Genomic DNA, 12,980 nt, shown 5'->3' with positions numbered 1-12,980 from the left:
AGTGGCCAATCCAACATTGAGCTCCACGGTGACGCCGGGGACTCCGGGGACTCCGGGGACGCCCGGGACGCCCGGCACGGGCGCCGTGCGGAGCAAATCCCAGATGAAGCGCCACAACCGCTACGTCATCGCCCCGCTGGTACTCATCGGCGTCAACGTGGTGCTCTTCCTGGTGTTCTTCGTCTGGCCCGGTGCGCTCGGACTGATCTACTCCTTCACGGACTACCGCGGTGTTGGCAAGCTGAACTTCATCGGCCTGGCCAACTTCCAGAAGCTCTTCGCGGACAGCACGTTCTATGCCGCCCTGGGCCGGACCTTCCTCTATGCGGTGTTCTCGGTGCCGCTGGTCTACGTATCCTCGCTGGGCATTGCGGCGCTGCTGGTCAGCAATGCCACCAGGGGACGGACCGCGGCGAAGGTGATCATCTTCCTTCCCTGGCTGATCTCCCCGATCGTGGTGGGTGTCATCTGGAAGTGGATGTTCGGCCAGGACTTCGGCTTTGTGAACTTCGTGATTTCGACGATGGGCGGCAGCCCGGTTCCTTGGTCCAGCAACGGAAACCTGGCGCTGATGGTGGTCATCTTCGCCTCGGCCTGGGGCGGCACGGCCTTCAACATGCTGCTGTTCATCGCGGCACTGAAGAACATCCCGGAAGCTCTGCTGGAGGCGGCCGAACTGGACGGGGCCAACGCCTGGCAGCGGTTCCGGCACATCACACTCCCGGGCATCGCGCCGACGTCGTTCATGGTCATCCTGCTGTCCACCATCCACGCCATGAAGGAGTTCGCCATGATCCAGGCGCTGACCAACGGCGGCCCGGGCACGGAGAACACCCTGATCGTCCAGTACATCTACAAGACCGGCTTTGAGCAGTCCAAGGTGGGCTACGCGAGTGCCGCGTCGATGGTGCTGATGGCGGTCCTGCTGGCCATCGCACTCATCCAGCTGCGCTTCAACAAGAAGAAGGGCTGATCCATGGCAACCGCTGCCAACCTGCCTCCCGCCGTCGCGGAAGAGTCCGCCCTCGGCGCCGAGAAGGCCGCCGCCGGCACGGCCAAACGCAACAACCGGGAGGGCCGGACCAAGCTGTCCGCGCCACTGACGGGTGTGCTGTGGCTGATCGTGGCCATCTACGCGCTGCCGCTGCTGTGGTTCCTCCTCAGCTCATTCAAGCCGGGCAGCGAGCTGTTCAGCTATCCGCTGTCCATGATTCCGCGGGAATGGACGTTCCAGGGCTTCGTCGACGCGTGGGAGCGGGTGGACTTTGCCCGGTACTTCCTGAACACCGCCACGGTGGCGCTGGTGACCACGGTGCTCACCGTGTTCTTCAGTGCCTGCACGGGCTATGCGCTGGCCAAGTACAACAACAAGGGGACCCGGCTGTTCTTCGTCTGCATCCTGGCCACCACCATGCTGCCCACCGAGGTGATCCTGAACCCGACGTTCTCGGTGATCCGCGACCTCGGCCTGTACAACTCGCTCGCCGGCATCATCGTGCCGTCAGTGCTGACGGCAACGGGTGTGTTTATGTTCCGCCAGTTCTTCCTGACGGTTCCGGATGACCTGCTGCACTCGGCCCGGATCGACGGTGCCAGCGAGCTGGCCATCTTCTTCCGGATCATGCTGCCGCTGTCCAAACCCATCCTGTTCACTCTGGCCATCTTTTCCTTCCAGTGGCGCTGGAACGACTACATCTGGCCACTGATCGTGCTCAACGATCCCAAGTGGTACACCCTCCAGGTGGCACTGCGCAGCATCGTGGGGGCGGAGAACATCGACTGGCCAGTGCTCCTGGGCGCCTCGGTGATCTCCATCCTGCCGCTGGTGCTCGTGTTCGCCGTGTTCCAGAAGTACGTGCTCAACGCCGACGTCTCGGCCGGCCTGAAGGACTAGATAGTGATCGTTGTGAAGGACGGGACAGTGAACCAGTTGGCAGCAACGGCGGACGCCGCGTTCCTAGGCGGGCTGGTGCAGGCCGCGGACGCCTACGTGGACGCCCTGTTGACCGCGGACGACGGCGGCGTGGCGGCTCTTCCGCACCGCGCCGCCATGAGCAGGCTGCTGGCCCTGGCCACGGTGTACACGGAACCGGGGTCCGCGCACCGCGGTGCCCCTGAGCTTCCCGCGGCCATGGCCGCCTGCGTGGCACGGTTGGAGCACCTGCAGGGGCCCACCGGCCTGTTCGACGGCACCAACCTGAGCTCACCGCCGGACTCGGCCTTCACCATCAACGACGCCTGCATGGCGCTGGAAATCATCGGCGCCGACGGGGACAGCGAGGTTGACGACGACGGGCCCGGCGGAGCGGTTGACGACGGCGGGCCGGGCGGCGGTCTGGCAGAAGTACGACGGCGGCTGCGCGCCGTCGTCGGACGCATCACCGATGCGCTGGTCACCGGGGGAGTGCACACCCCCAACCACCGGTGGGAGCTGTGCGCCGCGCTCGCGCGGATCCATGCGCTGCAGGAGCGCGAGGGCAGCCCCCATCCGGAGCTTTCGGAGCGGATCGGGCAGTGGCTGGCCGAGGGGATCGACCAGCTGCCGGACGGCATGTATTCCGAGCGGAGCCCGCTCTATGCCACCGCAGTCACCAACCCTTCGCTGCTGGCCATCGCCGACTATGCCGGGCGGCCGGAACTGCTGGACCATGTCAGACGAAACCTGGCAGCGTTCCTGCCCTGGTTCAACGCTGACGGCAGCACCGAGTCACTCTTCTCGCGCCGCCAGGACCAGTGGTTTACGTTCAACGGCGAGGCCTTCGAGCTGCTGTACCGCCGGCTGGCCAACCAGGATGGCCGTGCGGACTTTTCCGTCGCGGCGGCGTGGCTTCAGCAGTTCCCGCTGCTCGAGCCGGCCAAGGCGCTGGCCAGGACGCGCCTGGATCCGAGGCTGGGGCTGGAGCTGCCCGGGAGCGATGCCGGCGGCGGCCTGCCGTCCGTCATGGCGCCGGCCCACGCCGCGCTATCCAGCTGCGGTATCCACCGGTTCCGCGCGGCCGGAAACGTGGTGACCGTGTACGGCGGGTGCGACGACCTGGTGCCGGGCGTGGTGTCAGGGCTTTCGAGCAACCCCACCTTCCTGCGCCTTGCCCACGGCGACGCGGTCCTGACCGACGTGCGGCTCTCGCGCAGCTTCTTCGACCTCGGCCCGTTCCGGAGCCAGTCGGTCAGCGCCGACGCAGACACCGGTGCCGGCGCCGGTACCGTGCGCCTGGGCGAGGAACAGCGCGCGAACTTTTACCTGCCCCTGCCCGCAGAGAAGCACCGGCAGGACGGCATCTACGCCCTGGCGCACGAGGGCCGCTTCAGCGCCAGCATGGACTTCGGCCACCGGCCCACCGTCGAGCACCGGCTGGCCACGGCCATCACCGTTCGCACGGGCGGTGGCTCCGGGGGCGCCGTGGTCGAGCTGGAGCTGGACTTCGACGGGGCCGACACGTCGTTCGCGCTCGAACTGACCTTCCGTCCCGGTGGCGAGCTGACCGGGGTGGCGGGTCCCGCCGTCGTGCCTTCCGGTGCTGCCGGCGCTGCCGGTGGAGGCGCGTTCCAGCTGACGGCCGGGACCGGGGGCTATCGGGTGGGGGACGACGTGATCGAGTTCGGCCCGGGCATTGCGGCGGACCCGGACAACCCGCCGGTGTACAACCCGGGCGAGGCCTACCGGTACCTTGGCGGGACCAACGCCACGGAGGGCGTCAGGGTCTACATCACGGGCCGGACCCGCGGCACCCACCGCTTCACGCTGCGCGGGCGGACCCTGCCGTCCTAGCCAAAGCAACGCGGGGTCACTTCCTGCCCTTAAAAACCCCATTTTTGGGCGTTATCTGACCCCGCGTTGGTTGAGCTAGGGCTGGACCTGCTGGAGCTGCTCGAACAGCTCAGGGGGGATGGCGTAGATGAAGATGACCGCCAGCAGGTTCTTGGCTGCGTGCACGAAGTAGGAGAACATCACGTTCTTCCCGGTCCACACATAGACAAAGACCAGCGTGGCGCCCATGGCCAGGTACGGCAACAGGGCGGTGAAGGTGATCTCCTCCTGGCCCGCGATGTGGATGCCGGCAAAGAGGACCACGGACAGGGCGCAGCAGATCCAGATGTTGAGCCGGCGGCTGAGCTTGCCGATCAGCAGGTGCCGGAAAATGTACTCCTCCACAAAGGGGCCCACCACCACAAGGACAGGCACTATCAGCCAGGCGGGCACCTGCTGCATCAGCGCCTGCAGACCGGCCTGGTTCGCGGAGGTCTGAACCCCTCCGCCGGCCGCCACCACCACGGCCGTGAGGATCATCATTGCCACCACGGCGGCGGGCACCATCAGCAGGGTGAACCACGGTCGGGTGGCCAGAACGCGCAGGTCCCGGACCACCACCCGGCGGGCGGCAGCTAGCGCCAGGATCCCGATCGAACCATAGAAGATGAGGTTCACGGCGTACGACGCCGCGGCCGGACTGGGGGCGAGCTGGCGGATGAACGGTACCAGCAGTTCCCCGGCAACGGCGAAGAGCCCGGCCACGGCCACGTAGAGGCCGACGGCGGTGAAATCAAGCGCGGAAAACCGGTACAGGTCGGGCTGCGGCGCGGGTGGTTTCCGGTGTGTGGTGGCCATACGTTCAGCCTAGCTCCCCACTTCCCACCCTGTTGCTGGACGCGGGGTGGGCTGCGTGCGGGTGGGCGTCACATTGCGGGGTCAGAACGGCGTCCCGTAGAATATTCGGCATGCCTAACTTTTTGTTTCGGCGCGCCAAAGTAGCCGCCCGAACCTTCGCCCGGGGATCAGCGGCGTTCCGCACTGCCGGCGCCGCGCTCTTCGTCGTTCTGTCCCTCTCGCTGACGGCGTGCGGGGGTGACGCGTCAGGCAACAGCGACAGTGACAAGCCGGTGGTCCTGACAACGTTTACGGTGCTGGCCGACGTCGCCCGGAACGTTGCGGGGGACAAGCTCACCGTTGAATCGATCACCAAGGCGGGCGCCGAGATCCACGGCTACGAACCCACGCCCGGCGACATTCGTAAGGCAGCCAAAGCGGACCTCATCCTGGACAACGGCCTGAACCTCGAAGCCTGGTTCGGCCAGTTTGTGGAGGGCCTGGACGTGCCGCACGCGGTGGTCAGCGACGGTGTGGAGGTCATGTCCATTAGCGAGGACTCCTACCAGGGCAAACCGAACCCGCATGCGTGGATGTCGCCCGTGAACGTGCAGATCTATGTGGACAACATGGTTAAGGCGTTCAGCGAGCTTGACCCGAACAACGCAGCGGTGTTCAAAGCCAACGGTGACGCCTACAAGGCCGAACTGCAGGGTGTGCAGGACGAGATGAAAGCAAGCCTCGCCGGCCTCCCGGAGAACCAGCGGGCGCTCGTGACCTGCGAAGGTGCCTTCTCCTACCTGGCCCGCGACGCCGGGCTCAAAGAGGTTTACATCTGGGCGGTCAACGCCGAACAGCAGGCCACGCCGCAACAGATCACCCGCGCCATCGAGTACGTCAAGGCCAACCGGGTTCCCGCCGTGTTCTGTGAATCCACGGTGTCCGACGCCCCCATGCAGCAGGTGGTGGGCGCCACCGGAGCCAAGTTCGGCGGCACACTCTACGTGGATTCGCTGTCCGAGGCTGACGGCCCGGTACCCACCTACCTGGACCTGATCAGGCACGACGCCGACCTCATCACCAAGGCGCTGGCCGGGACCTCCGCCGGCGCATCTACCGGGTCCCCGGGAGCGAAATCATGAGCACCCCAGCCATTCTGGTTGAAAACGTCACGGTCCACTACGGCGAGGTCCTGGCGCTCGATTCCGCCTCGCTCACCGTGGATGCCGCCCGGATCTGCGGCCTGATCGGCATGAACGGGTCCGGCAAATCCACTCTGTTCAAGGTAATCATGGGAATGATCAAGCCCGACGCCGGCCGAGTGCTGATCGGCGGGCAGTCACCTACCAAGGCGCGCAAGGAGGGCGGGATCGGCTACGTGCCGCAGAGCGAGGACGTTGACTGGCAATTCCCGCTGTCCGTCCGCGATGTGGTGATGATGGGCCGCTACGGCCACCAGGGCTTCACGCGGCGCCCCTCCAAGGCCGACCGCGCCGCCGTCGACCAGGCACTGGACCGCGTGGAACTGGGCGAGTACGCCGAGCGGCAGATCGGTCAGTTGTCCGGCGGGCAGAAGAAGCGTGCCTTTGTGGCCCGCGGCATCGCCCAGGGCGCCACCATGATGCTCCTGGACGAACCGTTCGCCGGCGTGGACAAACGCTCAGAGGCCACCATCACCCGGCTGCTGCGCGAGCTCGCCTCCGACGGCTGCACCATCCTGATCTCCACCCACGACCTGCACGCGCTCCCCGGACTCTGCGACGAAGCCGTGCTCCTTATGCGTCGGGTCCTGATGCACGGCGCCCCCGAGCAGGTGCTGCAGCCGGAAAACCTGGCCATGGCGTTCGGCCTGGACGTGCTGAACCGCGACCTCCCGGAACTCGCCCACCCCGCCGTCACGGCCGCCGTCGTCCATCCCGCGGCCGCCAGCGCCACTACCACTGAGTGCAGGGGCTGACCCATGGAACTCCTCGACATCCTGCTCGAACCGCTCAGCTACGACTTTATGGTCCGCGCCATCATCACCACCGCGCTCGCCGCCGTCGTTTGTGCCGTCCTCAGCTGCTGGCTGGTGCTGATCGGCTGGTCCCTGATGGGCGACGCCGTCTCCCACGCCGTGCTGCCCGGCGTTGTGCTGGCCTACATTGTGGGCGCCCCCTTTGCGCTCGGTGCGCTGGTGTTCGCGCTGATCGCGGTGACCCTGATCGGCGTGGTCCGCAACACCAGCCGGGTGAAGGAGGACGCCGCGATCGGCATTGTGTTCACCTCGCTGTTTGCGCTGGGTTTGGTGCTCATCTCCGTCACGCCCAGCCAGACTGACCTGAACCACATCATTTTCGGCAACCTGCTGGGCGTCAGCATCCCGGACCTCATCCAGGTGCTGGTGCTCGGCGTCGTGGCCTTCGTCATCCTGATCCTCAAGCGCCGCGACCTGACCCTTTACGCGTTTGATCCCACCCACGCCCACGCGATCGGACTCTCGCCGAAACGGCTGGGGGCGCTGCTGATGGGGCTGCTGGCGCTGACGTCGGTGGTGGCTCTGCAGACCGTGGGCGTGGTGCTGGTGGTGGCCATGCTCATCATCCCGGGCGCCACCGCCTACTTGCTCACGGACCGCTTCAACCGGATGCTGGTCATCGCCCCGGTGATTTCAGCCGTGTGCTCCATCGCGGGCATTTACTTCAGCTACTACCTGGACACGGCTTCGGGCGCCATGGTGGTGCTTACGCAGGGCGTGGTGTTCGCCGCCGTGTACCTGTTCAGCCCGCGGCAGGGACTGATCGGCACCCGGCTGGCGAAGGCCCGCCGCAGGAAGGCCGCCGCGCTTCTGGTCGCCTAGGCCCGGGAGTCCACAGCAACGCGGGGTCACTTACTGCCCGTTTCGACGGTTCCCTGCGCACTCGACGTTCGTCGCCATCGAGCGTGCAGGGAACCATCGAAATGGCGTACGACGGCGGCACCCGGCCTGGTGCCGCCGCCACCAGCCGTGCGGCTTGACGCCGCGGCTTCCGGCGGGGAAGCTGGAGCGATGAAGTCCTGAGCAGCAGCCCGGCAAGGCCGGGCTGTTTCCCCGAATCCAGGGCCGCCGTCGAGCATCAGTTCCGGCGGCCACACTGCGGAATCTTGCGAGGACTTGTCTTGACTGAACACCTGAACCTTTCCGGCGTCTCCCATGGCTATGGCGACCGGCAACTGCTGGACGGAATCGGCCTGGTCATCACGGCGGGCGAGCATGTTGCCATCGTCGGCGAAAACGGCGCCGGCAAGTCGACGCTGCTCCGTATCCTGGCCGGGCTGGAAGCGCCCGACGAAGGAACTGCGGTCAGCCACGGCCGCGTTGGCTACCTGGCCCAGACGCACGGCCTGCCGGAATCCTTCACGGTGGGGGCCGCCGTCGACTCTTCGCTGGCCTCACTGCGGGGCCTCGAAGCCGAGCTTGACCGGCTGGAGGCTGGCCTCGCCGATGCCGAGGACGACGAGCTGGAAACCTACGGCCGGCTGCAGACGGAGTACCAGCTGCGTGAGGGCTACGCCGCGGAATCCCGTGTGGAGGCGGCGCTGGACCGGCTGGGCCTGGGTGGCCTGGACCGGAAGCGGACGCTGGGATCGCTCTCCGGCGGCGAGCAGGAACGCGTGGCGCTGGCCTGTGTTCTGGCCGATCCGGCAGACATTCTGCTCCTGGACGAACCCACCAACCACCTTGATGCCCGTGGAACTGCCTGGCTGGAGGACCGGCTGGCCGCCCATCGCGGGACAGTGGTGGTGGTGTCCCACGACCGCGTGCTGCTGCGAAAAGTTGCCAGCACGGTGATTGAGGTTGATGCCGAGCGCCGTGCTGTGACCCGCTACGGCAACGGATACGACGGGTACCTCCGCGAGAAGGCCGCCGAACGCCAGCGCTGGGTCCAGCAGTACCACGAGTGGATCGATGCGATGGATGCCGAGCAGCGGCAGGCGGACACCGTGACCGACAAGATGGGCTACGCCCGCCAGCGCGACAATGACAAGGTGGGCTTCGACTTCAAGGCCGGTACCTGGCAGAAGGCGGCGAGCAGCAAGGTCCGCAATGCGCAGGAGCGGCTCCGCCGGCTGGAAGCGAGCCCCATCGACCGCCCGCCGGTGCCGCTGCGGCTTGCGGCGGAGCTGGCGGTGGATCCTGAGGCACTGTCTGCGGCGCCTGGTGCGGCTGCGCAGTCCGGGGTGTCCGCGGCGCCGGGAACCGGGGACTCGCTCCTGACCGAGCCGGCGGTCCTCGCGGCCCGCGGCGTCGCTGTTCCCGGCCGCCTGGGCGTCACCGATTTCGCGGCCCGCACGGGCGAGAAGATCCTCATCACTGGCCCTAACGGTGCCGGAAAATCCACGCTGCTCTCTGTGCTGGCGGGAACCTTGGAGCCCGTCGAAGGGTTGGTTCAGCGGCCGGCGCGGGTTGGCTATCTGCAGCAGGAACTCGAACTGCCTCAGCGGCCCACCCTCCGCCTGCTGCCGGCCTTCGCGGCCGGTCTTGGCGGCAACATTGATGAGCACGCCGAGGCACTCCTGCGCCTGGGGCTGTTCCGCACCAGCGAGTTCCACGTCCCGGTGGGCAGCCTGTCCGCCGGCCAGCAGCGCAGGCTTGCCCTGGCCCGCCTGCTGCTGGGCGGCTACGGCACCCTCATTGTGGATGAACCCACCAACCACCTGGCTCCGGTCCTGGTGGAGCAGCTCGAGGAGGCGCTCGCCGGCTTCACGGGGACCCTGGTTATGGTCAGCCACGACCGCGCCCTCCGGGACTGGTTTGCCCGGTGCGCGAAGAAGAGCGACACCTCGCGTACGGACGAATCCGGCCGCTGGATCCGGTACTCGATGGACAAAGGCGTGCTGGCCCCGGCCTGACGCCGCCAGGCCCGCCGCCGCCAGGCCCGTTTCGACGGTTCCCTGCCCGCTCGACGTCGGCCGCCGTCGTACCGGCAGGGAACCGTCGAAACGGCGCAGCCAGCGCGGCCAGCCAGCCCGGCCAGCCAGCCGGGCAGGCCCGTCTACCCGCCCACACACGGCGGCGCCCCGGAAACGGTGAGTTTTGCGTAAAAGGATCGTTACGCACGGACCGGCAGGCGGAAACATCGGCGGCGGAGGATTGGCCTATGCCAGTTTCCCGCCGGCCGAAAGGATCTGTCCGTGATCACCAAGAACCTTTTCCTGCAAGGCATCTTCCCGTTTATGGGCACCGGACTGGAGAAACCCGTCCCGATCCACAGCGAGCTCTCGCACTACGTTCCGGACGGCGTCATCAACCAGACGCTGTATTTCCGGGGCGGCAACTCCAGCAGTGAGCTCATCACGGTCGTGCTGATGCGCAACGGTGTGCCCATGCGCTATTTCCCCATCGGCGCCAAGAGCGAAGTCCATGTGCCGCTGCGGGTGGTGGAGGACATCGACGGCGGCTCGGTGGTGGAGCTCTATCTCGCCGCCCCGGATGGTGTTGGGGGATCCGTGGTGGTGGACCTCGGCATGGTGGAGCACTGATGACCAGCGTGCTGGACCGGCCGCAGGGTAGGCACGCAGGTGCCGCGCCGCGCCGTCGGCTGGTGGTGGTGGGCAACGGAATGGCGGGCGCCCGGGCGGTGGAGGAGATCCTCGCCCGGGGCGGCGCCGGCCAGTTCACCATTACCATGTTCGGGGACGAGCCGTACGGAAACTACAACCGGATCATGCTCAGCCACGTCCTCTCCGGCGAGGAAAGCGACGCCGACATCTTCCTGAATGCCCTGTCCTGGTACCGCGAGAACAGCATCACCCTGCACGCCGGCGTCCGCGTCGACAGGATCGACAAATTCACGAAGCATGTCTTCTCCAACGACGGCCGCGTCACGCCGTACGACACCCTCATCATCGCCACGGGCAGCCGCTCCCACATGCCGCCGATGGATGGCCTCTACACGCCTGGCGGGTCCGTGAAGCACGGTGTCTTCGGGTTCCGCACCATCGACGACACCCGCAAGATGGTCCAGCATGCCCAGCAGGAACACCACCGGCGGGCGGTGGTGATCGGCGGCGGCCTGCTGGGCCTGGAAGCGGCGTACGGCCTGAAAAGCCACGGGATCGAAGTGGAGGTGGTGCACTCGGGCGGGCACCTCATGAATGCGCAGATGGGGCCCGACGGCGGCGCGGTGCTGCGCAGGAGCGTGGAGGCCCTGGGTATACGGGTGCACACGTCCAGCCGTACCACTGCTGTCCTCGGTACGGACCGGGTCAGCGGCGTCAGCCTCCGCGACCGGGACGACATCGCCTGCGACATGGTGGTGGTGGCCGCCGGGATCCGGCCGAACGTGGACGTGGCCGTCCTGAGCGGGCTGCCGGTGGAGCGGGCCATCGTGGTGGATGACCGGCTGCGCGTCCAGGACGAGGACGATATCTATGCGGTGGGGGAGTGCGTCCAGCACCGCGGCGAGGTCTACGGGCTGGTGGCGCCGCTGTGGGAACAGGCCGTGGTGCTTGCCAACCACGTAACCGGCGCTGACACCTCCGCGGCCTACCTCGGCTCGCGGACCGCCACCAAGCTGAAAGTGGCCGGCGTCGACGTGGCATCCATGGGACTGCACGGCCCCGAGCTCGACACGGACGAACACATCGTCTTCTCGGAGCCCAGCCGCGGCGTGTTCAAGTCCATCGTGGTCCGCGACAACAAAATGGTGGGCGCCACGCTCTTGGGCGACAGCCGGAAGGTGGCGTACCTGACGCAGGCCTACGACCGCGGGCTGCCGCTGCCGGAGGAGCGGATCGCGCTGATGTTCGACGTCGGCGGGCCGGGTGAGGACGTTGGCGTGGCCGAGCTCGACGACGGCGCCCAGGTCTGCAACTGCAACGGCGTCAGCAAGAAGGCGCTGGTGGACGCCGTGAAGGGCGGCTGCACGCCAGTTTCCGGCGCGATGGACGCCACCCGGGCCGGCAAGGGCTGCGGTTCCTGCAAACTCCTGGTCAAGCAGGTGGTGGAGTGGGCCGCGGACGGTGCCGTGGAGGAGGACCCGGCCGCCAGCTACTACGTGCCCGGGATCCCGTTGGACAAGCCGGCCCTGATGGCCGCCATCCGCAAGCAGGGCCTGCGATCCGTTTCCCAGGTGTTTACCGCTCTGGCTCCCGGCAACGCCGAGGACGCCAAATCCAAGATGGGCCTTGCCTCGCTGCTGAAGATGATGCTCGCGGACCAGTACATCGACGAACGCGACGCCCGGTTCATCAACGACCGTGTGCACGCCAACATCCAGCGCGACGGCACGTTCTCCGTGGTTCCGCAAATGAAGGGCGGCGTGACGAGCGTGCAGCAGCTGCGCCGGATTGCCGACGTCGCCGAGAAGCACAACGTGCCCCTGATCAAGCTGACCGGCGGGCAGCGGATCGACCTGCTGGGGATCCCCAAGGAGGACCTGCCGCAGGTGTGGGCGGACCTGGACATGCCCTCCGGGTACGCCTACGGCAAGAGCTTCCGCACCGTGAAGACCTGCGTGGGCAAGGACTTCTGCCGTTACGGCACGGGTGACTCCACCAAGCTGGGCATCGAGATTGAGTCCCGGTTCCAGGGCATCGAATCGCCGGCCAAGCTGAAGCTGGCCGTGTCCGGCTGCCCGCGGAACTGCGCCGAATCCCTGGTCAAGGACGTGGGCGTGGTGGCCGTGGAAGGCGGCCGCTGGGAACTCTACGTCGGGGGAGCAGCGGGCGCCCACATCCGCAAGGGCGACCTGCTGGCCACCGTGGACGACCCCGAGGAGGTGAAGGCCCTGACCGGCCGTTTTATGCAGTACTACCGGGAGCAGGCCAACTGGCTGGAACGGACCTACTCCTTTGTGCCGCGGGTGGGCATCGAGCACCTCCGCGCGGTGATCGTTGACGATTCCGAAGGCCTCGCGGCCACGCTGGATGCCGCCATGCAGGCGTCCGTGGACAGCTACGTGGACCCCTGGAGCGAACGCGACGATCCGCTCACGCCCGGCCAGTTCCGCACGTCCCTGCCGCTCACCGTTCTGCCCCAGGTGCCGGTCCGATGAGCGCCAGCCACATTCTGGGCCCGGTGGACCAGATCCCGTTTGGCGAAGGGCGGGCCTTCGGAGTGGACGGTGAGCAGGTGGCGGTCTTCCGGCTGCGGGACGGAACCCTGCGCGCACTGTCCGCCGTCTGTCCCCACCGGGGCGGTCCCATCGCGGACGGAACCATCGACCGGGAAGTCGTGATGTGCCCGCTGCACCAGCACGCGTTCAGCCTGGAAACGGGCTGCTCGAACACCGGTGCCGAACCTCTGCGCACGTACAGCGTCCAGGAGGATGCTGAACAGAATATTGTTCTGCAAAGTCCCTCCACGCCAGGCAATAGTTTGGCTTAACCGGGCCTGGGTGTAGCCCCCGTCACTTGCTGCCGTTCGGATCTT

Annotated in this window: 11 protein-coding genes; 10 read left to right on the top strand and 1 reads right to left on the bottom strand. The window is 67.1% G+C overall.

Translation table 11 applies throughout. The features are described 5' to 3' along the window. The first annotated feature begins 1 nt into the window (after position 1). Genes ACZY0Q_RS08815 through ACZY0Q_RS08805 form a run of 3 tightly spaced genes read left to right on the top strand, consistent with a single transcriptional unit; the run spans position 2 to position 3,769 of the window. The gene (locus ACZY0Q_RS08815) at positions 2–973 is read left to right on the top strand and encodes a carbohydrate ABC transporter permease (RefSeq protein ID WP_463915926.1); all 972 of its coding nucleotides are present in this window, start codon (positions 2–4) and stop codon (positions 971–973) included. 3 nt (positions 974–976) lie between these two features. Next, positions 977–1,894 carry a carbohydrate ABC transporter permease gene (locus tag ACZY0Q_RS08810; RefSeq protein ID WP_463915924.1) on the top strand — a complete coding sequence of 306 codons (918 nt, stop codon included), beginning with the start codon at positions 977–979 and terminating at the stop codon, positions 1,892–1,894. Between the two features lie 3 nt (positions 1,895–1,897). Beyond that, positions 1,898–3,769 carry a hypothetical protein gene (locus tag ACZY0Q_RS08805; protein WP_463915922.1) on the top strand — a complete coding sequence of 624 codons (1,872 nt, stop codon included), beginning with the start codon at positions 1,898–1,900 and terminating at the stop codon, positions 3,767–3,769. A 75-nt stretch (positions 3,770–3,844) separates the two neighbouring features. Here the strand turns inward: ACZY0Q_RS08805 and ACZY0Q_RS08800 are convergent, their stop codons facing one another. Next, on the bottom strand, positions 3,845–4,606 hold the full coding sequence (locus tag ACZY0Q_RS08800; protein ID WP_463915920.1) for a lysostaphin resistance A-like protein: 762 nt from the start codon (positions 4,604–4,606) through the stop codon (positions 3,845–3,847). A gap of 110 nt (positions 4,607–4,716) precedes the next feature. Between ACZY0Q_RS08800 and ACZY0Q_RS08795 the strand changes: the two genes are divergently transcribed. From ACZY0Q_RS08795 to ACZY0Q_RS08765, 7 genes are all read left to right on the top strand, one after another. Beyond that, positions 4,717–5,727 carry a metal ABC transporter substrate-binding protein gene (locus ACZY0Q_RS08795; protein WP_463915918.1) on the top strand — a complete coding sequence of 337 codons (1,011 nt, stop codon included), beginning with the start codon at positions 4,717–4,719 and terminating at the stop codon, positions 5,725–5,727. After that, complete coding sequence (locus ACZY0Q_RS08790; protein WP_463915916.1) at positions 5,724–6,542, top strand: metal ABC transporter ATP-binding protein; 819 nt, start codon at positions 5,724–5,726, stop codon at positions 6,540–6,542. Before ACZY0Q_RS08795 ends, ACZY0Q_RS08790 begins: the two co-directional genes overlap by 4 nt. Before the next feature lie 3 nt (positions 6,543–6,545). Then, positions 6,546–7,424, top strand: coding sequence for a metal ABC transporter permease (locus ACZY0Q_RS08785; RefSeq protein WP_463915914.1), 879 nt, complete (start codon positions 6,546–6,548; stop codon positions 7,422–7,424). Between the two features lie 299 nt (positions 7,425–7,723). Further along, complete coding sequence (locus ACZY0Q_RS08780) at positions 7,724–9,457, top strand: ABC-F family ATP-binding cassette domain-containing protein (RefSeq protein ID WP_463915912.1); 1,734 nt, start codon at positions 7,724–7,726, stop codon at positions 9,455–9,457. A gap of 282 nt (positions 9,458–9,739) precedes the next feature. Further along, positions 9,740–10,087 (top strand): molybdopterin oxidoreductase, encoded by a 348-nt coding sequence (locus ACZY0Q_RS08775; protein WP_463915910.1) that lies wholly within the window; start codon positions 9,740–9,742, stop codon positions 10,085–10,087. Further along, on the top strand, positions 10,087–12,603 hold the full coding sequence (nirB, locus tag ACZY0Q_RS08770; protein ID WP_463915908.1) for a nitrite reductase large subunit NirB: 2,517 nt from the start codon (positions 10,087–10,089) through the stop codon (positions 12,601–12,603). The genes ACZY0Q_RS08775 and nirB overlap by 1 nt, the downstream gene beginning before the upstream one ends. After that, positions 12,600–12,935 (top strand): Rieske (2Fe-2S) protein, encoded by a 336-nt coding sequence (locus tag ACZY0Q_RS08765; protein WP_463915906.1) that lies wholly within the window; start codon positions 12,600–12,602, stop codon positions 12,933–12,935. Before nirB ends, ACZY0Q_RS08765 begins: the two co-directional genes overlap by 4 nt. Positions 12,936–12,980 lie beyond the last annotated feature (45 nt).

It is taken from the genome of Pseudarthrobacter lactosi (assembly GCF_055412785.1).
The sequence above is the reverse complement of the archived record's forward strand: the minus strand, read 5'-3'. Positions and strand labels throughout refer to the sequence as shown.

Bases quoted from the DNA above. Each gene is read 5' to 3' on its own strand.
- ACZY0Q_RS08795 (WP_463915918.1), top strand. From the start codon at position 4,717: ATGCCTAACTTTTTGTTTCGGCGCGCCAAAGTAGCCGCCCGAACCTTC.
- ACZY0Q_RS08790 (WP_463915916.1), top strand. From the start codon at position 5,724: ATGAGCACCCCAGCCATTCTGGTTGAAAACGTCACGGTCCACTACGGC.
- ACZY0Q_RS08765 (WP_463915906.1), top strand. From the start codon at position 12,600: ATGAGCGCCAGCCACATTCTGGGCCCGGTGGACCAGATCCCGTTTGGC.
- ACZY0Q_RS08810 (WP_463915924.1), top strand. From the start codon at position 977: ATGGCAACCGCTGCCAACCTGCCTCCCGCCGTCGCGGAAGAGTCCGCC.
- ACZY0Q_RS08800 (WP_463915920.1), bottom strand. From the start codon at position 4,606: ATGGCCACCACACACCGGAAACCACCCGCGCCGCAGCCCGACCTGTAC.
- ACZY0Q_RS08785 (WP_463915914.1), top strand. From the start codon at position 6,546: ATGGAACTCCTCGACATCCTGCTCGAACCGCTCAGCTACGACTTTATG.
- nirB (WP_463915908.1), top strand. From the start codon at position 10,087: ATGACCAGCGTGCTGGACCGGCCGCAGGGTAGGCACGCAGGTGCCGCG.